The organism is Streptomyces sp. NPDC045955, from assembly GCF_056430805.1.
On record NZ_JBWKKY010000013.1, the window covers coordinates 1 to 24,518 of the forward strand.

General features: G+C 72.5%; 26 protein-coding genes and 1 riboswitch. Of the genes, 13 read left to right on the forward strand and 13 right to left on the reverse strand.

The window, feature by feature from the left end; translation table 11 throughout:
- Positions 1-103 precede the first annotated feature (103 nt).
- From AC07F0_RS25925 to AC07F0_RS25935, 3 genes are all read right to left on the reverse strand, one after another.
- Complete coding sequence (locus AC07F0_RS25925) at positions 104-577, reverse strand: C40 family peptidase (RefSeq protein ID WP_307173870.1); 474 nt, start codon at positions 575-577, stop codon at positions 104-106.
- 3 nt (positions 578-580) lie between these two features.
- A riboswitch (cyclic di-AMP (ydaO/yuaA leader) is annotated at positions 581-752 on the reverse strand.
- Between the two features lie 376 nt (positions 753-1,128).
- Positions 1,129-1,437, reverse strand: a complete 309-nt coding sequence (locus AC07F0_RS25930; protein WP_478982268.1) for a hypothetical protein — start codon at positions 1,435-1,437, stop codon at positions 1,129-1,131.
- Positions 1,438-1,444: 7 nt separating this feature from the next.
- On the reverse strand, positions 1,445-2,080 hold the full coding sequence (locus AC07F0_RS25935; RefSeq protein WP_478982270.1) for an ATP-dependent Clp protease proteolytic subunit: 636 nt from the start codon (positions 2,078-2,080) through the stop codon (positions 1,445-1,447).
- A gap of 90 nt (positions 2,081-2,170) precedes the next feature.
- Between AC07F0_RS25935 and AC07F0_RS25940 the strand changes: the two genes are divergently transcribed.
- Positions 2,171-2,458, forward strand: coding sequence for a type II toxin-antitoxin system Phd/YefM family antitoxin (locus tag AC07F0_RS25940; RefSeq protein ID WP_436729379.1), 288 nt, complete (start codon positions 2,171-2,173; stop codon positions 2,456-2,458).
- A 77-nt stretch (positions 2,459-2,535) separates the two neighbouring features.
- Here AC07F0_RS25940 and AC07F0_RS25945 read toward each other — a convergent pair whose 3' ends face one another.
- Complete coding sequence (locus AC07F0_RS25945) at positions 2,536-3,528, reverse strand: ABC transporter permease (protein ID WP_478982272.1); 993 nt, start codon at positions 3,526-3,528, stop codon at positions 2,536-2,538.
- A 140-nt stretch (positions 3,529-3,668) separates the two neighbouring features.
- Here AC07F0_RS25945 and AC07F0_RS25950 point away from each other — a divergent pair, with 140 nt between their 5' ends.
- From AC07F0_RS25950 to AC07F0_RS25980, 7 genes are all read left to right on the forward strand, one after another.
- A complete protein-coding gene (locus tag AC07F0_RS25950) occupies positions 3,669-4,316 on the forward strand; it encodes a TetR/AcrR family transcriptional regulator (RefSeq protein WP_478982274.1) in 648 nt (215 codons plus the stop codon).
- A 111-nt stretch (positions 4,317-4,427) separates the two neighbouring features.
- Positions 4,428-4,730, forward strand: a complete 303-nt coding sequence (locus tag AC07F0_RS25955; protein WP_478982276.1) for an urease subunit gamma — start codon at positions 4,428-4,430, stop codon at positions 4,728-4,730.
- A gap of 13 nt (positions 4,731-4,743) precedes the next feature.
- Positions 4,744-5,055 carry an urease subunit beta gene (locus AC07F0_RS25960; protein ID WP_190050893.1) on the forward strand — a complete coding sequence of 104 codons (312 nt, stop codon included), beginning with the start codon at positions 4,744-4,746 and terminating at the stop codon, positions 5,053-5,055.
- The gene (locus tag AC07F0_RS25965) at positions 5,048-6,769 is read left to right on the forward strand and encodes an urease subunit alpha (RefSeq protein WP_478982278.1); all 1,722 of its coding nucleotides are present in this window, start codon (positions 5,048-5,050) and stop codon (positions 6,767-6,769) included. Before AC07F0_RS25960 ends, AC07F0_RS25965 begins: the two co-directional genes overlap by 8 nt.
- 9 nt (positions 6,770-6,778) lie before the next feature.
- Positions 6,779-7,453, forward strand: a complete 675-nt coding sequence (locus AC07F0_RS25970; RefSeq protein ID WP_478982280.1) for an urease accessory protein UreF — start codon at positions 6,779-6,781, stop codon at positions 7,451-7,453.
- 52 nt (positions 7,454-7,505) lie between these two features.
- Positions 7,506-8,195 carry an urease accessory protein UreG gene (gene ureG / locus AC07F0_RS25975; RefSeq protein ID WP_478982282.1) on the forward strand — a complete coding sequence of 230 codons (690 nt, stop codon included), beginning with the start codon at positions 7,506-7,508 and terminating at the stop codon, positions 8,193-8,195.
- Positions 8,177-8,956 (forward strand): urease accessory protein UreD, encoded by a 780-nt coding sequence (locus AC07F0_RS25980; RefSeq protein WP_478982284.1) that lies wholly within the window; start codon positions 8,177-8,179, stop codon positions 8,954-8,956. Before ureG ends, AC07F0_RS25980 begins: the two co-directional genes overlap by 19 nt.
- Before the next feature lie 8 nt (positions 8,957-8,964).
- Here the strand turns inward: AC07F0_RS25980 and AC07F0_RS25985 are convergent, their stop codons facing one another.
- Both AC07F0_RS25985 and AC07F0_RS25990 read right to left on the reverse strand, forming a co-directional pair.
- Complete coding sequence (locus tag AC07F0_RS25985; RefSeq protein ID WP_478982286.1) at positions 8,965-9,990, reverse strand: NAD-dependent epimerase/dehydratase family protein; 1,026 nt, start codon at positions 9,988-9,990, stop codon at positions 8,965-8,967.
- An 82-nt stretch (positions 9,991-10,072) separates the two neighbouring features.
- The gene (locus AC07F0_RS25990; protein WP_356923763.1) at positions 10,073-10,795 is read right to left on the reverse strand and encodes a lysophospholipid acyltransferase family protein; all 723 of its coding nucleotides are present in this window, start codon (positions 10,793-10,795) and stop codon (positions 10,073-10,075) included.
- A gap of 319 nt (positions 10,796-11,114) precedes the next feature.
- Between AC07F0_RS25990 and AC07F0_RS25995 the strand changes: the two genes are divergently transcribed.
- A complete protein-coding gene (locus AC07F0_RS25995) occupies positions 11,115-11,570 on the forward strand; it encodes an RpiB/LacA/LacB family sugar-phosphate isomerase (protein ID WP_436729369.1) in 456 nt (151 codons plus the stop codon).
- A gap of 7 nt (positions 11,571-11,577) precedes the next feature.
- Here AC07F0_RS25995 and AC07F0_RS26000 read toward each other — a convergent pair whose 3' ends face one another.
- The 5 genes from AC07F0_RS26000 to AC07F0_RS26020 form a co-directional block, all read right to left on the reverse strand.
- Complete coding sequence (locus AC07F0_RS26000; RefSeq protein ID WP_478982288.1) at positions 11,578-12,819, reverse strand: PP2C family protein-serine/threonine phosphatase; 1,242 nt, start codon at positions 12,817-12,819, stop codon at positions 11,578-11,580.
- Between the two features lie 94 nt (positions 12,820-12,913).
- On the reverse strand, positions 12,914-15,370 hold the full coding sequence (locus AC07F0_RS26005) for a SpoIIE family protein phosphatase (protein WP_478982290.1): 2,457 nt from the start codon (positions 15,368-15,370) through the stop codon (positions 12,914-12,916).
- Between the two features lie 169 nt (positions 15,371-15,539).
- Positions 15,540-16,775 carry an ornithine--oxo-acid transaminase gene (gene rocD, locus AC07F0_RS26010; protein WP_478982291.1) on the reverse strand — a complete coding sequence of 412 codons (1,236 nt, stop codon included), beginning with the start codon at positions 16,773-16,775 and terminating at the stop codon, positions 15,540-15,542.
- Entirely contained in the window at positions 16,772-17,593 is an 822-nt protein-coding gene (gene ddaH, locus AC07F0_RS26015; RefSeq protein WP_478982292.1) for a dimethylargininase, read from the reverse strand. The genes rocD and ddaH overlap by 4 nt, the downstream gene beginning before the upstream one ends.
- Positions 17,594-17,719: 126 nt before the next feature.
- A complete protein-coding gene (locus AC07F0_RS26020) occupies positions 17,720-18,235 on the reverse strand; it encodes an Lrp/AsnC family transcriptional regulator (RefSeq protein ID WP_436729365.1) in 516 nt (171 codons plus the stop codon).
- A gap of 122 nt (positions 18,236-18,357) precedes the next feature.
- Here AC07F0_RS26020 and AC07F0_RS26025 point away from each other — a divergent pair, with 122 nt between their 5' ends.
- The 4 genes from AC07F0_RS26025 to AC07F0_RS26040 all read left to right on the forward strand — a co-directional run bounded on the left by AC07F0_RS26025 (position 18,358) and on the right by AC07F0_RS26040 (position 22,490).
- Complete coding sequence (locus tag AC07F0_RS26025; RefSeq protein WP_086558796.1) at positions 18,358-19,107, forward strand: LytR/AlgR family response regulator transcription factor; 750 nt, start codon at positions 18,358-18,360, stop codon at positions 19,105-19,107.
- 2 nt (positions 19,108-19,109) lie between these two features.
- On the forward strand, positions 19,110-19,469 hold the full coding sequence (locus AC07F0_RS26030; RefSeq protein WP_436729392.1) for a hypothetical protein: 360 nt from the start codon (positions 19,110-19,112) through the stop codon (positions 19,467-19,469).
- A 106-nt stretch (positions 19,470-19,575) separates the two neighbouring features.
- Entirely contained in the window at positions 19,576-21,288 is a 1,713-nt protein-coding gene (locus tag AC07F0_RS26035; protein WP_478982293.1) for a sodium/solute symporter, read from the forward strand.
- Positions 21,285-22,490 (forward strand): sensor histidine kinase, encoded by a 1,206-nt coding sequence (locus AC07F0_RS26040; RefSeq protein ID WP_478982295.1) that lies wholly within the window; start codon positions 21,285-21,287, stop codon positions 22,488-22,490. The genes AC07F0_RS26035 and AC07F0_RS26040 overlap by 4 nt, the downstream gene beginning before the upstream one ends.
- Before the next feature lie 3 nt (positions 22,491-22,493).
- Here the strand turns inward: AC07F0_RS26040 and AC07F0_RS26045 are convergent, their stop codons facing one another.
- Together AC07F0_RS26045 and AC07F0_RS26050 are read right to left on the reverse strand one after the other, a co-directional pair.
- The gene (locus AC07F0_RS26045; RefSeq protein WP_010041043.1) at positions 22,494-22,673 is read right to left on the reverse strand and encodes a hypothetical protein; all 180 of its coding nucleotides are present in this window, start codon (positions 22,671-22,673) and stop codon (positions 22,494-22,496) included.
- Positions 22,674-22,686: 13 nt separating this feature from the next.
- Entirely contained in the window at positions 22,687-24,501 is a 1,815-nt protein-coding gene (locus AC07F0_RS26050) for a serine/threonine-protein kinase (protein WP_478982297.1), read from the reverse strand.
- Between the last annotated feature and the right edge of the window lie 17 nt (positions 24,502-24,518).

Genomic DNA, 24,518 nt, shown 5'->3' on the forward strand with positions numbered 1-24,518 from the left:
CATCTCCCCCCCCCCCCCCCCCCCCCCCCCCCCCCCCCCCCCCCTCCCCCCCCCCCCCCCCCCCCCCCCCCCCCCCCCCCCCCCCCCCCCCACGCCGGGCGGATCACTTCACGCGCCCGTACCAGACGCTCTTGGTCCAGATCTTCTGCAACCGCACCACGTCCCCGCTCTTCGGGGCGTGCCAGAGCTTGTTTTTACCCGCGTAGATACCGACGTGGTACACGCTGCTGCCCGAGTGGAAGAACACCAGGTCTCCCGCCTTGCGGTTCTTGGCGGAGATGTGGCGCGTCTTGTTGTACTGCTGGGCGGCCGTGCGGGGCAGTTTCTTGCCCGCCTTCTTGAACGAGTACAGCGTGAGGCCGGAGCAGTCGAAACGGTGCGGGCCGGTGGCCCCGTACCGGTAGGGCGAACCCTTCTTCGAGGCCGCGATCTGGAGTGCCTTGGTCGCCGGTGTGGCTGCCGCTGCTTCGGAGGAGAAGCCGGGGGCCACGATCGAGCCGCCCACGGCGGCGATGGTGAGGGCCGAGGCCGTACCGGCCCGGACCATCAGCGACGGAACACGATTGAGCGCAGTCATGCGCAACCCTTCGTCAGCCGCCTGTGAAGGATGACCTGTCGGATTCGGGCTGGCGAAGTTGCCCGGCCGCTGACGCGGCTTCACCCCAAGGGCTGCTCGGGGGCGGTCATGGCGTGACCGTCCCGGCGACCCGTCGTGCTTGGGTCCTCCACTCCTGCCGATGCACTTCTGTCGACCGGTCATCCAGGCGGCGGCAGGACTCGGCGTCCGCCCGGACCGCCCCGCCGCTGTGGCGGGGGCTTGTCGTCAGACAGGGATCTTGGCTCATGCATGTCCGGAAATCCCAACCGAACCGGGGATTTGTGTTGTTACTCACCACTCACCCGTTCGGGTGGACACGTCTGTGTTCGAGCCACCGTCCACGGGGCCATGGACCGCCGGACCAGCGATGGAATGTCCCATTCCGCCCCTCGGCCACGCGCGTTGCGCAACTGTGAGGGCCCAAAAATAGGACTCCCGTCTACTCCGAACAGGGGTACGTCATTCGGTCCGTTTGGACTCAGGTCCGGACGCTCCGCCGGCGGAGCGGGCGTCCGGGCCGGTGCTCGGCGTCAACTGACGGACTGCGGGGGCAGGGTGACGCGTGCCGTGCGCCGCTCGCCGTCCAGCACCCGCAGTGCTCGGCCGAGGGTGCCGGCGTGCAGTTCCGTCTCGCCCCGCTGGTGCATCAGGGTCAATGCGTCACGCAGCGCGGTCGCCTTGCCCACCAGGGCCTGGGCGGCGCGCAGTCCGCGGTAGGTGTCGCCGGGCAGGGCCGGGTTGATCCGGCCGAGCAAGTCCACGACCTCCAGGTAACGGTCGATCAACTCCGCCTCGGCGCGGGTCAGTGCGGGCAGCGGCGGCAGTTCGGGCGGGAGCACCGGCGGCTCACTCTCCGGTCGGCGGGGCCAGGGTGGCGTCGCGGTGGGGGACGATCCGGTCCACCAGGCCGTATTCGACCGCCTCCTGGGCGGTGAGGACCTTGTCGCGCTCGATGTCCGCGCTCACCTGCTCCTGGGTGCGGCCGGTGTGCAGGGCGAGCATCTCTTCCATACGGGCCCGGATCCGCAGCAACTCGTCGGCCTGGATCGCCAGATCGCCGGCCTGCCCGCGGACCGGCTCGGGCAGCGCGGGCTGATGGAGCACCAGACGCGCGTCCGGCAGCACGGATCGCTTGCCGGCCGTGCCCGCCGCCAGCAGCACCGAGGCGGCCGCGCCGGCCTGCCCCAGGCAGACCGTCTCCACGTCACAGGCGACGTACTGCATCGTGTCGTAGAGGGCCGCCATGGCGTGGAAGGTGCCGCCGGGGGAGTTGATGTAGAGCGAGATGTCGCGGTCGGGGGCCTGATGCTCGAGGTGCATGAACTGGGCCATCACGTCGTTCGCCGAGGTCTCGTCCACCGGCGCCCCGAGGAAGACGATCCGCCCCTCCAGGAGCTTGGAGTACGGGTCCATCGTCCGTTGCCCGGACGCCGTGCGTTCGGTGAACTCGGGCAGCACGTAACGGGCGGACGGTCGGGTCATGGTGAACCCCTCCTCGCGGGCAGAGCCGTCTCCGGCGACAGCTGTCTCTGTAAAAAATGTACAGGACGTACGTGACGTTATGATGGGGACATGGCCTACGAGATTCCGGTGACGCAAGCCAGGGCTGAGCTCGCCGACCTGATCAACCGCGTGGTGTACGGCGGTGAACGCGTCGTCGTCACCCGGCACGGCAAGCCCCTCGTCGCCCTCGTCTCGGCCGATGACCTGCGGCGACTCGACGAGACCCAGGAACTCGCGGAGCCCGCGGAGGAGCAGGTGATCAGCGCGGTCTCCACGGTCCGCGAGGTCGCGTCCGCTCCTGGCGAACCCCAGCGGTTCGGTATCGCGGCGGAGCACCGGAGGGCCGGCCCGGCCTGATGAAAGACCGTGCCTCCCCGTCCGCTGGAGCGGGGACGCACGGTCGCTTTCTGTGACGCTGCCCGGCGGGGCGGTGGTCAGCCGACGGCCGACAGTTCCCGCCGGTCGGACGCGGGCTCACTGCCCGACTTCCGTGCCCTGAGCGAGCTGCCGAGCAGTACGGCACCCAGGCCCAGCGCCGCCCACCAGGTCAGGGTCAGTGCGGGGCCGGTCGCCGCCGCGCCGTCGAAGTACGACACCGAGCGCAGCAGTGTCGTACCCGCGCCGGGCGGCAGCCACTGTCCGATCGCGCCGGCCGGCTCCGGCAGCATCTGCGGGGCCGAGGTCGCGCCGGAGAAGGGGTTGCCCAGCAGCATCACCAGCGCGGCGCCGATGCCCGTGCCGGCGGGGCCGACCAGGGCGGCGAGGCCGGCGACGGCACCGCCGACGGCCACCGTGGACAGGCCGAGCGCCGCTGCCTCCGCCCACCAGTCGCCGCCGAGCGCCCCGAGCCAGCTGTGCGCGATCCCGGCCGCGACCACCCCCACCAGGGCGGACGCGCCGAGCAGCGCGAGCACGGCCCGGATGCCGCGCAGCCCCAGCAGGGTGACCAGCGCGCCCGCCGCTATGCCGGCCAGGGCGAGCGGCAGTACGGCGGCATTCAGCACCGCGCCGCGCGGATCGCTGGCGGGGGTGGGCACGACGTCGACCGTCTCGACCTGTGCGCCCCCGGCGGCGGCCTGCTGTGCCACGGCCTGCTGGAGGAACTGTGCGACAGCCGGTCCGGCCGCGGACGCGGTGAGCAGTTCGGGCCCCTGTGGCGTGGCCACGACGGCGCCGTAGACGCTCCGGTCCTCGATGGCGTCCCGGGCGGCGGCCTCGTCGGCGTAGCGGTGGATCTCGAAGGCGCCCTCGTGCCGCTCCAGCTGCCGCTCCACCTGGGCCGCCGCGGCGGGCGATCCGACCACACCCAGCGGCAGGTCGCGGGGTGCTGTGCGGGAGGCCGGCCAGGCGAAGGCCCACAAGGCGAGGGCCGCCAGGACGGGCACGAGGAAGACGACCGCGATCGGTCGGCGGTTGCGGGAAGGCATGAGGGTCTCCTGAAGCGAGCGGAACCGGAGTCGGAGCTGGAGCGGAAGCGCTAAAAGAAGGATCGTTCGTTTTACCTGCTCTCACCGTGCTCCACCGACCGTGGCTTGTCAAGAATGAATATTCGTTTTATGTTGGGATCATGGCCCGCGTGTCCCAGGAACATCTCGACGCCCGCCGCCGCCAGATCCTCGACGGTGCCGCGCTCTGCTTCGCCCGCAACGGCTTCCACGCCACGTCCATGCAGGACGTGCTGAAGGAGGTCGACCTCTCGGCGGGTGCGGTGTACCGCTACTTCAGCGGCAAGGAGGAGTTGATCGGCGCGATCGTCGCCGAGGTGCTCGGGTCGGTCCGCGGCGCCTTCGAGGAAGCGGCCCGGCACAGTCCGCCCCCGCCGCCCGACGAACTCGTGGCCTCCGTCCTCGGCAAGACCCTCGCCGCTCGTGAGTCCCTGGTCGTCGACGGCCGGCCCGCCTTTCCGCGGCTCGTCATCCAGGTGTGGACGGAGACGCTGCGCAACGAGGAACTCGCGGTCGTCCTGCGGGAGGGTTACGGCTCGGTCCGCGCGGCCTGGGGGAGGATCGTCGAGGGCTACCAGGAGGCCGGGATGATGCGGGCGGACGTGGCGCCGGACCATGTGGCCCGCACGATGATCGCCGCCGTGCTGGGGTTCATCGCACAGCAGTCCCTCTTCGGGCCGGCCCCGGTCGAGATCCTCCGGGACGGTCTGCGGGCACTGATGAGCATGGGGGGCGAGGAGACCACAACCGGTGGATCACAGCTCGGTTAACGTGCCCGAAACGCGGTCCAATTAGCCTGCCGCCACGCCACCAGGGCTTTCCCCCCGGGGCTGCGGCAGCCGGGCCCCGCACGGTCCGGAGCGAGGACTGTGAGGTGGGACGTGCAACTGACCCCGCACGAGCAAGAGAGGCTGCTGATCCATGTGGCGGCCGACGTGGCGGAGAAGCGCCGGGCCCGAGGGCTGAAGCTCAACCACCCCGAGGCGGTCGCGCTCATCACGTCGCACATCCTCGAAGGCGCGCGTGACGGCCGTACCGTCGCCGAGCTCATGGCCTCCGGGCGCGAGCTGCTCACCAGGGACGACGTCATGGAGGGCATCCCGGAGATGATCCACGACGTGCAGGTCGAGGCCACCTTCCCGGACGGCACCAAGCTCGTCACCGTTCACGATCCGATCGTCTGACGGGGAGGCCGCCGTGATTCCCGGAGAGATCCTGTTCGCCGACGGACCGATTGCGTACAACGAGGGCCGCGAGGTCACCCGGCTCACCGTCCTCAACGCCGCCGACCGGCCCGTGCAGGTCGGCTCCCACTACCACTTCGCCGAGGCCAACCCCGGTCTTGAGTTCGACCGCGCCGCCGCGCGCGGCAAGCGGCTGAATGTCGCCGCCGGCACGGCCGTGCGCTTCGAACCCGGGATCCCCGTCGACGTCGAACTCGTTCCGCTGACCGGCGCCCGCGTCGTGCCCGGTCTGCGCGGGGAGACCGGAGGTGCCCTCGATGCCTGAGATCTCCCGTGCCGCGTACGCCGACCTGTTCGGCCCGACGACCGGCGACCGGATCCGGCTCGCCGACACCGATCTGCTGGTCGAGATCGAGGAAGATCGTTCCGGCGGCCCCGGGCGGGCCGGTGACGAGGCCGTGTTCGGCGGCGGCAAGGTCATCCGCGAGTCCATGGGCCAGTCGCGTGCCACCCGTGCGGAGGGCACCCCGGACACCGTCATCACCGGCGCGGTGATCATCGACCACTGGGGCATCGTCAAGGCGGACGTCGGCATCCGGGACGGGCGGATCACCGGGATCGGCAAGGCCGGCAACCCCGACACCATGGACGGCGTCCACCCGGACCTGGTCATCGGTCCCGAGACCGAGATCATCGCCGGCAACGGGCGGATCCTCACGGCGGGCGCGATCGACGCCCACGTGCACTTCATCTGCCCGCAGATCGCCGACGAGGCGCTGTCCGCGGGCATCACGACCCTGGTCGGCGGCGGTACCGGCCCCGCCGAGGGCTCCAAGGCCACCACCGTGACCCCCGGGCCCTGGCATCTGGCGCGGATGCTGGAGGCCATGGAGGCCCACCCGCTCAACATCGGCCTGCTCGGCAAGGGCAACACCGTCTCCCACGAGGCGATGCTGTCGCAGATCCGGGGCGGCGCGCTCGGACTGAAGCTGCACGAGGACTGGGGCTCGACCCCGGCCGTCATCGACGCCTCGCTGACCGTCGCCGGACAGACCGGCATCCAGGTCGCCATCCACACGGACACCCTCAACGAGGCCGGATTCGTCGGCGACACGCTCGCCGCGATCGCCGGACGGGGCATCCACGCGTACCACACCGAGGGCGCGGGCGGCGGGCACGCGCCGGACATCATGACCGTGGTCTCCGAGCCGCACGTGCTGCCGAGCTCCACGAACCCGACCCGGCCGTTCACCGTCAACACCGCCGAGGAACACCTCGACATGCTGATGGTGTGCCACCACCTCAACCCGGCCGTCCCGGAGGACCTGGCCTTCGCCGAGTCCCGGATCCGGCCGTCGACGATCGGCGCCGAGGACATCCTGCACGACCTCGGCGCGATCTCGATCATCTCCTCCGACTCGCAGGCCATGGGGCGCGTGGGCGAGGTCGTCATGCGGACCTGGCAGACCGCCCATGTGATGAAGCGGCGCCGGGGCGCGCTGCCCGGGGACGGCCGCGCCGACAACCGCCGGGTACGCCGCTATGTCGCCAAGTACACGATCAACCCGGCGCTCGCCCAGGGCCTGGCCCGGGAGATCGGGTCGGTCGAGAGCGGCAAGCTGGCCGACCTGGTGCTGTGGGAGCCGGCGTTCTTCGGCGTCAAGCCGCAGCTCGTCCTCAAGGGCGGGCAGATCGCCTACGCGCAGATGGGCGACGCCAACGCCTCGATCCCCACACCGCAACCGGTCCTGCCGCGCCCGATGTTCGGGGCGATCGGGCGGGCACCCGCCGCCAACTCCCTCAACTTCGTCGCGCCTCTGGCTGTCGAGGACGGGCTGCCGGAGCGGCTGGGCCTCGGCAAGCGGTTCGTGGCGATCGAGTCGACGCGCGGGGTCACCAAGGCCGACATGCGGGAGAACGACGCCCGGCCCGAGGTCCGGGTCGATCCCGACAGCTTCGCCGTGCACATCGACGGCGAGCTGGTCGAGGCGGCGCCGGCGGCCGAGCTGCCGATGGCGCAGCGGTACTTCCTGTTCTGAGGATTCCTGATGTCACGTGCGGCACTTCTCGTCCTGGCCGACGGCCGCTTCCCCGCCGGTGGTCACGCCCACTCCGGCGGGGCGGAGGCGGCGGTCGAGGCCGGGCGGATCAGCGGGGCGGCGAGCCTGGCGGAGTTCTGCCGGGGGCGCCTGCACACGGCCGGCTTGGTGGCGGCCGCCCTTTCGGCGGCCGCCGCGCTGGGGATCGACCCCGTCACGCTGGACCGCGCCGCGGACGCCCGTACGCCCTCGCCCGCCCTGCGCGTCGCCGCGCGCAAGCTGGGGCGGCAGCTGATGCGGGCCGCCCGGACGACCTGGCCGTCCGCGGAACTGGACGCGCTGGCCCGGGAGTTCCCCAAGGGGGCCCACCAGCCGGTGGTGCTCGGGCTGGCGGCGCGGGCCGCCGGGCTGGGCCCGGTCGACGCGGCGTACTGCGCGGCGTACGAGAGCGTCAGCGGGCCGGCCACGGCGACGGTGCGGTTGCTGAGTCTGGACCCTTTCGACGCGACGGGGGTGCTGGCCCGGCTGGCGCCGGAGATGGACCGCGTCGTGGACCGGGCGGTGGAGGCGGCACGGAGAGTGGTCGACGAGGGGGTCGACGCGCTGCCGGCGCCGTCGGCGCCGTTGCTGGAGATCGGGGCGGAGATACACGCGGGCTGGCCCGTGCGGCTGTTCGCCTCCTAGGCAGATCATCCCTTTATTCGAATCAGTCGGACAAGAACGCAGGAGCCGCCCCATGCACCTCGGCCATGACCACACCCACGACGGCCCCGGCGCCGTGAGCGCCGACGCCCTCCGCCCCGACGGCGGACGCCGGGCCCTGCGGATCGGACTCGGCGGGCCCGTCGGGTCCGGGAAGACCGCCACCGTCGCGGCGCTGTGCCGCGCACTGCGGGACGAGCTGTCCCTCGCGGTCGTCACCAACGACATCTACACCCGCGAGGACGCCGAGTTCCTGCTCCGCGAGGCCGTGCTGCCGCCCGAGCGGATCACCGCGGTGGAGACGGGAGCCTGCCCGCACACCGCGATCCGGGACGACATCTCCGCCAACCTGGAAGCGGTGGAGGACCTGGAGGACGCGGTCGGGCCGCTGGACCTGGTCCTCGTGGAGTCCGGCGGGGACAACCTCACCGCGACCTTCTCCAAGGGGCTCGTCGACGCGCAGATCTTCGTGATCGACGTGGCGGGCGGCGACGACATTCCGCGCAAGGGCGGGCCGGGCGTGACAACCGCCGACCTGCTGGTCGTCAACAAGACCGACCTCGCCCCGTACGTCGGCTCCGACCTCGCGCGGATGGCGGCCGACGCCAAGGCGCAACGGGCCGAACTGCCGGTCGTCTTCCAGTCGTTGCGCAGCGAGCCCGGGGTGGCGGAGGTCGCCGCCTGGGTGCGTGCGCAGCTCGCCGCGTGGGCGGCACGAGCGTGAACAGTTCCGGCGTGCGGTCCGTCGCGAGGATCGTCGCCCGGGACGACGGCCGGGGTGGGACGGCCCTGCCCGTGCTGGAGAGTGACGGGCCGCTGGCGCTGCGGCGCACCCGGGGCAGTGGTGCCCAGGCGCGGGTCATGCTGGTCGGAGCGATGAGCGGGCCGCTCGGCGGCGACCACTTCACCGTGCGGGCCCGGGTGGAGGAGGGGGCACGGCTGTCCGTCGGCTCGGCCGCCGCGACCATCGCCTTGCCGGGGCAGGCCAAGGGGGAGGCCCGCTACGACGTCCGGCTCGACGTCGCGGACCGGGCCGAACTGCACTGGCTGCCCGAGCAGTTGATCTCCGCCCGCGGCAGCGACCTGCACGTCATGACCCGCGTCGAACTGGCCGCCACGGCCCGGCTGGTGCTGCGCGAGGAGCAGGTGCTCGGGCGTGCCGCTGAGGAACCCGGGCGGCTGACGAGCCGGCTGACCGTGCGGGTCGCCGGGCAGGCCGTGCTCGACCAGGAACTGGCGTGCGGGCCCGGCGCGCCGGGCGGCTGGGACGGCCCCGCGGTGCTCGCCGGTCATCGTGCGGTCGGGCAACTGATCGTCATACGACCGGAGTTCGCCGACGAACCGGTGACAGCCCGGGCACTCGGGGAAGGGGCCTCCCTCGTCCCGCTCGCCGGTCCCGCCGCCCTGGTGACCGCCGTGGCGCCGGATGCGCTGCGGCTGCGGAGGCTGCTCGATGAGGCACTGACGTCACTCGCGCGGTCGTAGGCTTCCGCTCACGCCTCGAACCAGGCGTCCTCCGCCGCGTAGTCGAACAGGTCCGGGTAGATCCGTGCGAGAGTCGGGAACGCGTCCTTCCAGTCCTGCCCGGACAGGCGGCGGGTGAGCCAGTCGACCGTCTCCGGCAGGCTCTCGGAGTAGGTCACGACCGGCCGGTAGCCCAACTCCCGTTCCGCTGCGGTCATGTCGAAGACCACCGGCAGCTCCACCGACCAGGGCGAGCTGCCCACGGACGGCGAGGGTGCCGCCCCGCCCACCAGGACGGTCCGCGTCTCCACTCCCATCACCGCGTCCACCGCCGCCCCGATCTCGGCCACCGTCGGCGGCTGCGGATCACAGGCGTTGAGCACCCGCGAGCCGGGCCGGGCGGCCGCCAGCCGGATGAGTTCGGCGATGTTGCGGGCGGCCGAAGGGTGGAAGCGGCTCTCGCCCCGGTGGGCGAGCACCCGCCTGCGCCGGCCGTCGAGGTTCCGCTTCACGAAGTACAGCTCGCGGGGGAGCGGGCTGTGGGGACCGTGGATCGCGCCCGCGCGCAGCAGGGTCGTGGGCAACCGGTCGCCCGCCGCAATGAGTTGCTTCTCCAGGGCGGCCTTGCCGGTGCTGTAGGTGGCGTCCCCCGGCGGGACCGTGGGCTGGTCCTCCCGTACGGGCACGGGGTACCGCGGGAAACCGCCCGGCTCGCTCATCGTGTCGAAGCCGCGGCCCGTGCCGTCCTCGTACACCGACACCGTCGACACGACCACGGCCGAGCCGATGCGGCCGGCCAGATCGGTCAACTGCCGTGCGTGCCGGGCCCCGTAGGCGACGATGTCGACCACGAGATCGCAGCCGTCACCGACCAGCGCGCCCAGCGCCGCGTCGTCCTCGCGGTCCAGTCGCACCGCCCGCACCTCGCCGGGCCAGCTCTCGTCCCGGGCCCCGCCGCGCGACGCGGCCGTCACCTCCCAGCCGTCCCGCGCCAGCGCCTCCACGGCAGGCCTGCCTATCTGCCCGGCCGCCCCGATCACCACAGCACGTCTCATGACGCGACCGTAGACGGTAAAGGCGGCCGGGGAGTCGGCTTCTGCCGACGGCAGAGACCTCACGTGGCCGGCAGCAGACGCCTCAAGTCAGCGGCAGACGCGGGAACTTACGCTCCTTCGCGGCGGCGGCGGCCTCCTCGGCCTTCACGACGGCCGCGTACTGGTCGACGTACTCCTGCTCGGACAGGGAGAGAATTGCGTACATGATCTCGTCGGTGACGGCGCGCAGGATGGCCTTCTCGTTCTCCATGCCCTCGTAACGGGAGAAGTCGAGGGGCTTGCCGAAGCGGATCACGACGGGGTGGACGTTGGGGATGACCTTGCCGGGCGGCTGGGCCTCGAAGGTGCCGATCATCGCGCACGGGATGACCGGGACACCGGCCTTGAGGGCCATGACCGCGACGCCCACCTTGCCCTTGTAGAGCCTGCCGTCGTGCGAGCGCGTGCCCTCCGGGTAGATGCCGAGCAACTCGTCCTTGCTCAGGACGCCGAGGCCCTCGCGGATCGCGGCCTGCCCGGCGTCCTTGCCCGAGCGGTCCACCGGGATCTGCCCCGCGCTGCGGAAGAACGAAGCCGTCAGACGGCCCTTGATGCCCGGGCCCGTGAAGTACTCGGCCTTCGCGAGGAAGGTGATGCGCCGCTTGAGGACCGCCGGCATCAGGAAGTGGTCCGAGAACGACAGGTGATTGCCGGCGATGATGGCGGCGCCCTCCGAAGGAACGTGCTCCAGCCCTTCGATCCGAGGCCGGAAGACCAGTCTCAGCAGCGGCCCCAGCAGCACGTATTTCAGCAGGTAGTAGAACAAAGCGGGCGCTCCTCGACTCTTGCGGTGGACTCAACCGCCGCGTTCCAGCAGGTCAACCGGCATGTCGTGGGGTGCCAGTGTAGGTGCAGGCGCGGCCACCGGGCACCTCGTGCGACCGGACCGGGCCGATCCTTTGCCGATTGGCTGATGGTCAGTCAGGGAGATGCGTCCGGTGGTGCTCCTGCGGCTGGGGAGAACCGCGGGACCAGCGTGCTGCGCCACACGGGTGACCGGCAAGCCGAACGGGTGGCGTGGCGGGATCCGAGGGGTGCCTGGCCAAGCGCTGGTTCTTGCGGCCCCGCCGAGTACTCTGCGAAGCATGCGGATCTCTGTTTCGTCGGACATGGACGAGCCCGTCGCCCGCTCCCTCGTGGCCGCGCTGCGCGAGCGAGGGCACGAGGTGCGCCCGCACGGCGCGCTGCGTCCCGGGGACGACCCCCAGTGGGCGGTGTGCTCCGAGGCCGCGGCCCGCGAGGTCGCCGACGGGACGGCCGACCAGGCGGTGGTGTGCTGCTGGACCGGCACGGGCGCCTCGATCGCCGCGAACAAGGTGCCGGGTGTCCGGGCCGCCCTGTGCACGGACGCCTACACGGCCGACGGGGCCCGCCGCTGGAACGACGCCAACGTCCTCGCGCTCAGTCTGCGGCTCACCTCCGAGCCGCTGCTGAAGGAGATCCTCGACGCGTGGTTCGCCGGCGAGCCCAGCGCGGACGCCGAGGACCGGCAGAACGTGGACCGCGTCCGGCTGCTCGACCACGGCAACAACCGCCGGTAGGCCACAGTCACAGCCGCACGATGATCAGCGCGGTGTCGTCGGTGGCGCCGCCGGGCGGCAGCAGTTCCAGCAGGACGGTGTCGGCGAGACGCTCGGGATCCTGCTCCCGGTTCCGGTGCAGCGCGTCGGCGAGACGGGCCAGGCCGGTGTCGATGTCCTCGCCCCGCCGCTCGACCAGGCCGTCGGTGTAGAGCACGAGCGTGGCACCCGGCGTGAAGGCCGTCTGAGCCTGGGGTCTGGGGATCGGGTCGGGGCGGGCGTCGAGCGGGGTGTCCGTGGCCCCGTCGAGGAACTCGGCGCGGCCATCGGGGTGGACCAGCAGGGGCGGGAGATGGCCGGCGCTGCTGTAGGTGATGGTGTGCCGGTCGAAGTCGATGAAGGTCGTCACGGCGGTCGCCGACTCGGCGCCTTCGACCACGTGGGCGTAGCGCCCGAGTACGTCCAGGGCCTGGGCCGGGCCCTCGGCGACCCGGGAGGCAGCGCTGAGCGCGCTGCGCAGCTGGCCCATGACGCCGGCGGCCTCCAGCCCGTGCCCCACCACGTCGCCCACGGACACGCCGACGCGGTGGCCGTCGACCAGGTCGACCAGGTCGTACCAGTCCCCGCACACGTTGAGCGCGCCCACGGCGGGCCGGTACCGGACGGCGGCGCGGTGGTGGGGGCTGACCTGACGGCGGTCGGGCAGCATCGCCTCCTGGAGGGCCAGCGCCACCTCCCGTTCCCGGGAGTGGGCCTGCCGCAACCGCTCGTTGAGCTCCTGGAGCTCACGGGCGCGCGTGTACAGCTCGGCTTCCAGGACCCGGGACCGGCCGCCCGGACCTTCCCCCGACCGGCCGCGGGCCCGGATCAGCTCCGTGACCTCCTCGACCCGGTGCAGGATGAGCACCACCTTGCCGTCGGGGCCGAGCAGTGGCGCGTTCACCGGACTCCAGTAGCGCTCCTGCCACTCCCCGGGACGCTCGGCATCCTCGACGTCGTAGCGCTGGAGGGCCATGGCGTCGCGCTCCCCGGTCGCCAGGACCCGGTACAGCGAGGCCTCAAGGTTGCGCATGCCCGTCGAGGCCGGGTCGTTGGGGTTGTCGGGGAAGACGTCGAACAGGTAGTGCCCGACGAGCTGCTCGCGGGAGCGGCCGGACGCCCGGACGAACTCCTCGTTGACGTCCGCGTACACCAGCTCGGGCGTCAGCAGCGCCACCATGCCGGGCAGGGCCTGGAACACCGCCGCGTAGTCGATCACCGAATCGGTCATGGCCGCCGCCTCACCAGTGCCGGGGTCAGACCAGTTTCCCACGGTATGGGGGAATCCGGCTTCGGCTTCACTCCCCGAGCGCCGCCACGGGCAGCTAGGGGGTGTGGTGGCGCTCCGTCAGGGACTGCTCCGCCCAGATGATCTTCCCGTCCTGGACGAACCGCGTGCCCCACCGCTGGGTCAGCTGGGAGACCAGCAGCAGACCGCGCCCGCCCTCGTCCGTCGTACGGGGATGGCGCAGGTGGGGAGCGGTCGCGCCGGTGTCGAAGACCTCGCAGACCAGGGCGCGCTCCCGGATCAGGCGGAGCCGGATGGGTCCGGGGGCGTGCCGGATGGCGTTGGTGACCAGCTCGCTCACCACCAGTTCCGTGGTGAACGCCAGCTCCTCCAGCCCCCAGCGGGCCAGCTGCCGGGTGGCCCTGTGGCGCGCGTCGGCGACGAGGGCCGGGTCGGGGTCCAGATCCCAGGCCGCGACCTGCTCGGTGCCGAGACGTTTCGTCCGGGCCATCAGCAGCGCCACGTCGTCGTACGGGCGCGCCGGGACCAGCGCGTCGACGACGTGCCGGCAGTGCGCCTCCAGCGGGCCCGCCCCTTCCAGCGCCCCGCGCAGCCGTTCCCGGCCGGCGTCGACGGCCCAGGTCTCGGACCGGGCCAGCAGCCCGTCCGTGTGCAGGGCGAGGGTGCTGCCCTCCTCGAGGCACAGCTCGACCGCCTCGAAGGGCGGACCGCCCACGCCGAGCGGCGGCCCCTGCGGAAGATCGACGAAGCTGACCGAGCTGTCGGGCAGGACCACGGCCGGCACCGGATGGCCCGCGGCGGCCATCGCGCACCCGCCGTCGACCGGGTCGTAGACGACGTACACGCAGCCGGAGCCCACGCACTGCGTGCCCGCGGACCCCGCCGCGCCCGGTTCGGCGCCCTCTTCCCGGGCCGACCGCGCCACCAGGTCGTCGAGGTGCGCCAGGACCTCCTCGGGCGGCAGGTCCTGAGCGGCGAGCGTCCGTACGGCCGTCCGCAACTGCCCCATGGCCGCGGCGGCGTCGATGCCGTGCCCGGGCACCTCGCCCACGACGAGCGCAACGCGTGCCCCCGACAGCGGGATGAGGTCGTACCAGTCGCCGCCCAGGCCGGTCAGCTCGTCGGCCGGCCGGTAGCACGCGGCCACCTCGACCGCGTCCAGCTCGGGCAGCCGGTGGGGGAGCAGACTGCGCTGGAGGACGAGCGCGGCGTCGCGCTCGCGCGTGTAGCGCCGGGCGTTGTCCACGCAGACGGCCGCACGGGAGACGAGGTCCTCGGCCAGCCGCAGGTCCTCCTCGTCGAAGGGCTCCCGGCCGTGGCGCCGGAAGAAGGTGGTGATGCCCAGAGTGGTGCCGCGAGCCCGGACCGGCACGACCATCACGCTGTGCAGACCCAGCTCCGAGAACGTGCGCCGCGGGCCGCCCGGGACGTCCGTGACCCACACCCGGTCCCGCGGATCGAGCCGCTCCGCGTGCCAGGTCCGTCCCGTGGCCAGACAGCGGACCGGGGGCGACCCTGCCGGATACGTCGCGGTCTCGCCGATCTCGACGACGGCCTGCGGGACGCCCTCCTCCGTGGACCGGTGGCCCGTCCGGCGCAGCGTCACCGGGTCGGTGTCCGCGAGCGGCCCGGGCGTCACCTCGGCGCCCCGCAGCACCGTCTCCAGCAGGTCCACGGTGACGAGGTCGGCCAGTCCCGGCACGGCCACGTCGGCCAGTTCCTGTGCGGTGCGCGTGAGGTCCAGGCTGCGGCCGATGGTCTCGTTGGCGCGGTCGAGGAGCGCCAGCCGCTGCCGGGCGCGGTGCCGCTCGGTCATGTCGACGACCGTGTAGTACACCCCCATCGGGCGGCCCCGGTCGTCCTCGAGCCGGGTGAACGACAGCATGTGCGCCGTCTCGCGCAGCGGCGCCGACACCACACGGCCCACGTGCTCGTACCCGACCACCGCCTCGCCGGTCTCCAGCACGTGCCGCATCTGCGCCTCGACCGCCTGGGCGTCCAGACCCGGCTGGACGTCCGCGAAGCGCAGGCCGAGCCGCCGGGCCGGCGGTCCGCCGCCGAACTGCTCCAGGGCGGCGTTCGACCACACAAAACGCAGGTCCGTGTCCACGATGGCGATACCGACCGGGGCGTCGGACACCATCCGTTCCAGCACCGAGCGGCTCATGTCCCAGCCGGGCGCGTCGGCCAGCTCCGACAGCAGCACCAGCCAGCGCGCGCCGCCGTGCGTCTCCTCGGCCGGGGTGATCCGGGCCGCGACCCTCACGGGCTGCCCGTCCCTGTGGCGGGCCGTCAGCAGCCCCGTCCAGCCGCCGTCCCTGCGGCACCGCTCGACCAGGTCCGGCACGCGCTGCGCGTCCTCGGCCGTCAGCAGATCCGCCAGCTTCCTGCCGACCGCCTCGGCGGCCGGGTACGCCAGCAGCCGCCTGGCCTCGCCGGTCCAGCCCGTCACCACGCCCTGCGGATCGAGCAACAGGGGCACGGCGTCGGCCACGTCGAACCGCCGCCGACCGTACTCCTCGTGTGCACCCACGGCCGACCTCTCTGTCGCTGAGAGTGGTCTACCACCTCTTGCCTCAATCTTCACCCTTCCGGCATGCGGGGGCGGCTTGTACGGGGCCGGTCGGGATGGCTGGTGGAGCGCCCGGCCCGGCGGAGGCCGTCCCGCTGCCGGGCGGCCTCCTCCGTAACCCCCTGTCCTCCTACCGCAGCACCTTCTCCAGCGTCCCCAGCGCCCCTTCGAGTTCCTCGTCCGTGATGGTGAGCGGTGGGGCCAGGCGGATCGTGGAGCCGTGGGTGTCCTTGACCAGGATTCCCTCGCGCATGAGGCGTTCGCTGATCTCGCGGCCCGTGCCGAGCGTGGGGTCGATGTCGACGCCCGCCCACAGGCCTCGCGAGCGGAAGCCGACGACGCCCTTGCCGACCAGGCCCGTCAGACCGTCCCGCAGCACCGCCCCCAGCTCGGTCGCGCGGCGCTGGAAGTCGCCCGTCTCCAGCAGCTCGACCACCGCCGTGCCGACCGCGGCCGCCAGCGGGTTGCCGCCGAAGGTCGACCCGTGCTCCCCGGGGTGCAGCACCCCGAGGACCTCCCGCCGGGCGACCACCGCGGACACCGGCACGATGCCGCCGCCCAGCGCCTTGCCCAGCAGTACCACGTCCGGCACGACCGACTCGTGCTCGACCGCCAGCGTGCTGCCCGTACGGCCGAGCCCGGACTGGATCTCGTCCGCGATGAACAGGCAGCCCTTGCGGCGGGTGAGCTCCCGCACACCGGCCAGATAGCCGTCGTCCGGGATGATCACGCCCGCCTCGCCCTGGATCGGCTCGATCAGCACCGCCGCCGTCGTCTCGTCGACCGCCGCCTCCAGTGCGGCCAGGTCGTTGTACGGCACGATCCGGAAGCCCGGCGTGAAGGGCCCGAAGCCCGCCCGGGCGGTCTCGTCGGTGGAGAAGCTGACGATCGTCGTCGTACGGCCGTGGAAGTTGTCCGCCGCGACCACGATCGTGGCCCGGTCGGCCGGGACGCCCTTGACGTCGTAGGCCCACTTGCGGGCCACCTTCACCGCGCTCTCCACCGCCTCCGCACCGGTGTTCATGGGCAGCACCATGTCCATCCCGGTCAGCGCCGCCAGCCGCTCCGCGAACTCGGCGAGCCGGTCGTTGTGGAAGGCGCGGGACGTCAGCGTCAGCCGGTCGAGCTGGCGGTGGGCGGCCTCGATCAGCGCCGGGTGCCGGTGCCCGAAGTTGAGCGCAGAGTAGCCCGCCAGCATGTCGAGGTAGCGCCGCCCCTCCACGTCCTCCACCCAGGTGCCCTCGGCGCGGGCGACGACCACGGGCAGCGGGTGGTAGTTGTGCGCGAGGACCGGCTCCTCCGCGCGGATGAGCTCCTCGGAGCCGCGAGTGTCCTGCGAGTCCTGGGTACGGACGGGTGCGGTCATGAGCGGATCTCCCGGATCTCCTGGGTGCAGCACTTGATGCCGCCACCGGCCTTCTGGAACTCGGACAGGTCGACGGGGACGGGGACGTAGCCACGGTCGGCGAGCCGGCCGGCCAGAGCCGTCGCACCCGGTGAGATGAACACGTGCCGCCCGTCGGAGACGGAGTTGAGCCCGAACGCCATCGCGTCCTCGCGGTCGGCGAGCACCGCGTCGGGGTACAGCCGGGCCAGCACCTCGCGGCTGCCCGGCGAGAACGCCTCGGGGTAGTAGGCGATGTTGTCGTCGTCGAGGACGAAGAGCGCCGTGTCCAGGTGGTAGAAGTACGGATCCACCAGCGTCAGGCTGATCACCGGCACCCCGAAGTACTCCTGCACCTCGCTGTGCGCCTCCCGGGTCGTTCGGAAGCCCGTCCCGGCCAGGATCCAGCGGCCGGCCGGTACCAGGTCGCCCTCGCCCTCGCACACCGACTCGGGGTGGTAGACCTCGTAGCCCTCCGACTTGAACCACGCCTCGTACGGCACGGTCTCGGGGCGGCGCTCGGGCGCGTGGAAGAGGGAGCCGAAGACGCGGCCGTCGACGACGACCGCCGCGTTCGCGGCGAAGACCATGTCGGGCAGACCGGGAACGGGTTTCACAGTGTCCACGGTATGGCCGTGGGCACGGTAGGTGTCGACCAGCGCCTGCCACTGGTCCAGGGCGCGGATGACGTCGACGGGTTCGTCGGGACGCATCCACGGGTTGATCGCGTACTGCACGGCGAAGTGTCTGGGTTCGCAGACGAGGTAGCGCCGCCGGCGCGGCACACGGGAGTCGGGCACAGAGGGGTCCCTCCGCTTCCTCACGGTGTGTGACTGATGGTTGACACAACGGTAGGAACTTGCGGAGGTGGCCGACAAGGAACAAAGGTTGCGTGTTGGCGCAGGAACGCTGCGTCTTGAGGCCGGTCAGCGCACGTCTGCTGCGTCGCCCGGGACCGCCTCCGGCGCCGGCTGGCTGGCGCCCGCCTCCGGGCTCTCGGGAAGCAGGTGGGACAGCACCATCACGCTGATCGTCTTCCGGATGAACGGCTCCTGGCGGATCCGCTCCAGCACCTCCTCGAAGTGCTCCACGTCCCGCGCCCGCACGTGCAGCAGCGCGTCCGCGCCGCCGGTCACGGTCATCGCCGCGGTGATCTCCGGGTGGTTGCGCACCACCTCCGCGAGCCGTCGCGGCGGGGCGGCGCCCTCGCAGTACACCTCGACGTAGGCCTCGGTCCGCCAGCCCAGCGCCGACGGCTTCACCGTGGCCGTGAACCCGGTGATCACGCCCGTCTCCCGCAGCCGGTCGACCCGTCGCTTGACCGCCGTGGCCGACAACCCGATCGCCGTACCGATCTCGGCGAAGGATGTCCGGGCGTTCGTCATCAACGCGGTGATGATCTTCCGGTCGAGTTCGTCGAACGGCGTGGACCTGCTGTTCATGCGGGCACTGTATCCACCGGCACCCTGTCCCGCGCCCGGCCCGACGCGGCCACCGCGTCCCGCGCGGATGCCCGCCCCCGGCACATGTCCAGCCGTGCCGATCGCCCCTACACTCCGGGTTCATGCTGCGCGCCCTCGCTGTCGACGACGAACGCCCCTCGCTGGAGGAGTTGCTCTATCTGCTGCACGCGGACCCCCGCATCGGCAGCGCGGAGGGCGCCGGCGACGCGACCGAGGCGCTGCGCCGCATCAACCGGGCCCTGGAGTCCGGTCCGGGCGGGCCCGAGGCGATCGACGTCGTCTTCCTCGACATCCAGATGCCCGGTCTCGACGGGCTCGACCTGGCCCGGCTGCTCACCGGATTCGCCCGGCCGCCGCTCGTCGTGTTCGTCACCGCGCACGAGGACTTCGCCGTCCAGGCCTTCGACCTCAAGGCCGTCGACTACGTCCTCAAGCCCGTCCGCAAGGAACGGCTCGCCGAGGCCGTACGACGTGCCGCCGAGCTCCGTGGCGCCGCGCCCCGCATCCCCGTGAGCGAGCCCGACCCCGACCACATACCCGTCGAGCTCGGCGGCGTGACCCGCTTCGTGGCCGTCGACGACATCACCCACGTCGAGGCGCAGGGCGACTACGCCCGGCTGCACACCGACAAGGGCAGCCACCTGGTCCGCATCCCGCTGTCCACCCTGGAGGAGCGCTGGCGCTCCCGCGGCTTCGTCCGCATCCACCGCCGCCACCTCGTCGCCCTGCGCCACATCGGCGAACTCCGCCTCGACGCGGGCACCGTCAGCGTCCTGGTCGGCTCCGAGGAGCTCCAGGTCAGCCGGCGCCACACCCGCGAACTGCGCGACCTGCTCATGAGGAGGACGTGACGGTGCCCCAGGACCACACCGAGCGCCGCGTCGTCGTCACCGGCCCGCCCCGCCAGAACCGCAGGGCCTCCGGCTACTACCGCCCGCGCACCGAGATCGACGAGCAGACCACCCTCGGCCACACCTACGTCCGCTCCCTGATGCGCACCCAGCTGCGCGCCGCCCTCATCGTCTTCGCGATCCTCGGGCTGCTCATCGGCCCGCTCCCGCTGCTCTTCGCGGCGATGCCCGACACCCGCCGCCTGGAGTGGGCCGTCCTCGGCTTCGGCCTCTACGCCCCGCTGGTCCTCCTCGCCCGCTGGTACGTCCGCCGCGCCGAGCGTAACGAGCGCGACTTCGTACGCCTCGTCGAAGACCGATGACCGATGACCGATGAACAACGACCGATGAACAACGACCGATGACCGGCGACCGATGACCGGCGACCGATGACCGACGACCGATGAACAACGATCGAACTGGCGCCCGATGAACTCCAACTACGTCGTCCCCGCCGTCGCCCTGGTCGTCGTCGCGACGGTCCTGGTCGGCGCCTTCGGTCTGCGCATCTCCCGCACCACCTCCGACTTCTACGTCGCCTCCCGCACCGTCGGCCCCCGCCTCAACGCCGCCGCCATCAGCGGCGAGTACCTCTCCGCCGCCTCCTTCCTGGGCATAGCCGGCCTGGTCCTGGTCCAGGGCCCCGACATGCTCTGGTACCCGGTCGGCTACACCGCCGGCTACCTGGTCCTGCTCCTCTTCGTCGCCGCCCCGCTGCGCCGCTCCGGCGCCTACACGCTCCCCGACTTCGCCGAGGCCCGCCTCGCCTCCCAGGCCGTGCGGCGGCTGGCCGGAGCCTTCGTCGTCGGCGTCGGCTGGCTGTATCTGCTGCCCCAGCTCCAGGGGGCCGGACTGACCCTGACCGTGCTGACCGGGGCGCCCGACTGGGTCGGCGGAGTGATCGTCGCCGTCGTCGTGACCGCCACCGTCGCCGCCGGCGGCATGCGCAGCATCACCTTCGTCCAGGCCTTCCAGTACTGGCTGAAACTCACCGCCCTGCTCGTCCCCGCCCTGTTCCTGGTCGTGGCCTGGCAGAACGACGGAGCCCCCCGTCACGCCTTCGACGAACCGGCCACCTTCCGCGAGCAGCGCGTCGTCCGCGTCGGCGACAGCATCGACCTGAAACTGGACCGGCCCCTCACCGTCACGGTGACCGGCACCGTGGACGGCCGCACCCACACCGACACCCGCCTCGAACTCCCCGCCGGCACCCACCGCGTCGAACGCGGCACCCGGCTCACCTTCGCCGAGGGGGCGGCCGTCCCCGAGGCGCAGCGCAGCGGCGGCGGCGACCTGTCGCCCGCACAGGCCGAGAGCCGCGAGGAACGCCCGCTGTACGCCACGTACGGGCTGATCCTCGCCACGTTCTTCGGCACCATGGGCCTGCCGCACGTCGTGGTCCGCTTCTACACCAGCCCGCACGGCGTCGCCGCCCGCCGCACCACCGTCGCGGTCCTCGGCCTGATCGGCGCCTTCTACCTCCTGCCGCCCCTCTACGGCGCCCTCGGCCGCCTCTACGCCCCCGAACTCACCCTCACCGGCGACACGGACGCCGCCGTCCTGCTCCTGCCCGAGCGCATCATCGGGGGAGTGGGCGGCGATCTGCTGGGCGCGCTGGTGGCGGGCGGCGCCTTCGCCGCGTTCCTGTCCACGGCCTCGGGACTCACCATGGCGGTCGCGGGCGTGCTCACCCAGGACGTCCTGCCCGCGCGGGGCGTACGGCACTTCCGGCTCGGGACCGTGCTCGCGATGGCCATGCCCCTCGCGGCGAGCGTCCTGGTCGGCGGGCTCCCGGTCGCCGACGCGGTGGGGCTCGCCTTCGCCGTGTCCGCGTCGTCGTTCTGCCCGCTGCTCGTCCTCGGCATCTGGTGGCGGCGGCTCACCCCGCCCGGCGCGGCCGCCGGCATGCTGGTCGGCGGCGGCTCGGCCCTGCTCGCCGTCGCCGCGACCATGGCGGGCTACCCGGGCGAGGGCGCGCTGCACGCCCTGCTCGCCTGGCCCGCGCTCTGGTCGGTGCCGCTGGGTTTCCTCACCATGATCCTGGTGTCCCTGGCCACCCCCGGCCGGGTGCCACCGGGCACGGCGGCGGTCCTGGCCCGGTTCCACCTGCCCGAGGAACTGCGTACGGAGGTGACGGCATGAGCGGATTCCTGGCGGGCCTGTGCGTCGCCGTGCTCCCGGTGCTGGCCCTGGGCGTCTGGCTCGGCCGGCGCACGGCACGCCCTCAGAGCCTCGGAGGCCTGGGCACCCCCGTCGAACACGCCACCTTCGAGACCCTGCACACCGCCACTCTCGCCGCGCCCCCGCTGCGGGCCGGGCTGACGGAGGAGACCGCCCGCAAGTCCGCCCGCAAACTGCGCTCCCTGCTCGGCACGGACGCCCTGTGCCTGACCGACACGAAACAGGTCCTGGTCTGGGACGGCGACGGCGCCCACCACCGCACCGAGATCATGGAACGCCTCGCCGGCCCTCTGGAGACCGGCCGCGGCGAGGCCTTCGAGCTGACCTGCGACCTCCTCGACTGCCCGGTGCGCTGGGCGGTCGTCGCCCCGCTCACGGTCGACGACCGGGTGCACGGCGCCCTCGTCACCTGCGCGCCCCGCGAGTCCGCGGTCCTCGTCCGGGCGGCCGGCGAGGTGGCCCGCTGGGTGTCCGTACAACTGGAGCTCGCGGACCTGGACCAGTCCCGCACCCGCCTCATCGAGGCCGAGATCAAGGCGCTGCGGGCGCAGATATCCCCGCACTTCATCTTCAACTCGCTCGCGGTGATCGCCTCGTTCGTCCGCACCGACCCCGAGCGCGCCCGCGAACTGCTCCTGGAATTCGCCGACTTCACCCGCTACTCGTTCCGCCGGCACGGCGACTTCACCACCCTCGCCGACGAACTCCACGCCATCGACCACTATCTGGCGCTCGTACGGGCACGCTTCGGCGACCGCCTCTCCGTCACCCTCCAGATCGCCCCGGAGGTGCTGCCCGTCGCCCTGCCCTTCCTGTGCCTCCAGCCGCTCGTCGAGAACGCCGTCAAGCACGGCCTGGAGGGCAAGGCCGACAAGTGCCACATCCAGATCACCGCCCAGGACGCGGGCGCGGAGGCCCTGGTCGTGATCGAGGACGACGGCGCGGGCATGGACCCCGGCCTGCTCCGCCGTATCCTCGCCCGCGAGGTCAGCCCCTCGGGCGGCATCGGGCTCTCCAACGTCGACGACCGGCTCCGCCAGGTCTACGGCGACGACCACGGCCTCGTCATCGAGACCGCCACGGGCGCGGGCATGAAGATCACCGTCCGGCTCCCGAAGTACCAGCCGGGCGTGCATTCGGCCGGACGGCTGGCCCCGGAGTGAGCCTCAGGTGCTCTTCGTGGTGACCACCATTCCGAGGGTGATCAGGCCCAGGACGACCCAGCCGAACCATAGCCAGCCGTTGCTGCCGAGCGCCACCGTGTAGGCCGTCACCAGGACGAGACCGCCGACGGTGACGACTCCCATGGTCTTCGTCGCGTTCGAACCGTTCGTGGAACCGGGCATCGCAACACCCTCCTCATGGTTCTGTTCCCCCCATGGTGCCCCCGTTCTGCCTCCTGACGGTGCAGACGACGACATGAGTACCGGATTTCCAGGGTCCGTCACTGGTCCACGAACCGGCTTCGTAGACGGACGGATCGAAGCCGTAGTCTCGCGGTGCCACGTCCCGGGCGCATGCCGCGTCCGACGAGGTCCGCGCCTCGGCGAGCGTCACCTCGGCGCCCAGTCGGGTGAACCCGAGGACCTGCTGGTCGTACCGCCCGCCGCACGGCACCAGCCGCGCCTCCCGGTTCGAACGGACGTCCAGGCAGTCACGCTTCTGCATGGTGGCGGTGTCGGCGAACGCCGTACCGAACCTACGTCGCTCCGCGAGCGGCCCGTACAGCGGCCCGTGCGCGCCGAGCACCAGGCAGGCGGTGCGCCGCCCCGCCGCCTCGAACCCGGTGCCGGTCGGCACGACGGCGTGGCCGCGGACATCGGCGAGCCGCTCCCGCAGCTCCCGGGTCCGCTCCTGGCACCGGGCCGGCCCCAGCGTCCGCGCCTCCTCCGCCGAGGCCGCCTCGACGAACGCCACCACCTGCCCGTCGGGCACCTTGTCCCGGCAGGTCGGGTCCAGGGAGAGCCGGGGCGTACCGGCGAACCGGGTCCCGCCCGGCCAGTCGGCGAGCACACAGTCCCCGTCCGCGAGCGGCTTCCCCAGCCCGACGGCATCGCCGTACGGCGGCGCCGTCCCGCCGCCCGGCACCCGGTCGGCCAGCGCGTACCAGACGCCGCCGAGCGCGAGGAGCAGCCCGAGTCCGCAGGCGGCGACGGCCCGGAGGGCGGGGGAGCGCCGGCGACGCCGGGCGCCGGGTGGGGCGACGGCGGGACCGATGCCGCCCGGCCCGGGTGAGGGCACGGGCGGGGTCTCCCACGGGGACGGCGAGCCGGGGTCCGTCCGGGTCCGCTCGTACGCCTCCGCATGGGGCGTGACGAGCGCCGACAGCCCGGCCTCCGCCTCCCGGGCGGTCATCCGCAGCTCCGGATCCTTGGCGAGCAGCCCGTGCAGCACGGGCTCCAGGGCCCCGGCCCGTACCGGCGGATCCGGCTCCTCCATGACCACCGCCGTGAGTGCCGCCAGGTGCGACTCCCGCTCGAAGGGGCCGCGGCCCTCGACACCGAAGTACAGCGTGCAGCCCAGTGAGAACAGATCGGCGGCCGGCGTCGGTGTACCGCCGGACGCCCGCTCCGGCGCCAGGTACCCCGCCGTGCCGACCAGCACGGACGCCATCGTGTACCGCGTCTCACCGGCGTCCGGCTGCACGGAGATGCCGTAGTCGGTGAGCAGGACCCGCCCGTACGGCGAGCCCGCGCGGTCCGGCGCGAGCAGGATGTTGGCCGGCTTCACGTCCCGGTGCATCACGCCCCGCTCGTGCCCGGCGGTCAGCGCGTCCAGTACGGCGAGACCGACGCGGGCACACTCGGCCGGGGCGAGCGGCCCGCGCCGGGCCACCAGCTCCCGCAGGTCCACGGCGCCCGTCACGTACTCCATGACGATCCACGGCAGCCCCTCGTGCTCCAGCACGTCGTGCACCGTGACGACGTGCGGGTGTCCGCGCAGCCCGGCCGCGTGCCGGGCCTCCGCCCGGGCCCGGGCGACCCGCGCCTCCCGTTCGTTTCCGGCCTCGGCCGGGTCGCGGAACACGATCTCCTTCAGCGCGACCTCGCAGGCGAGTGCCTGGTCGTGGGCGAGCCAGACGTGCCCCATGCCGCCGCTGCCGAGCCGGCGCAGCAGCAGATAACGGCCGGCGATGACCCGGCCCGCTCCCGACGTCGGTGATCCTGAGGACATCCGGTGACTCCAGGGTT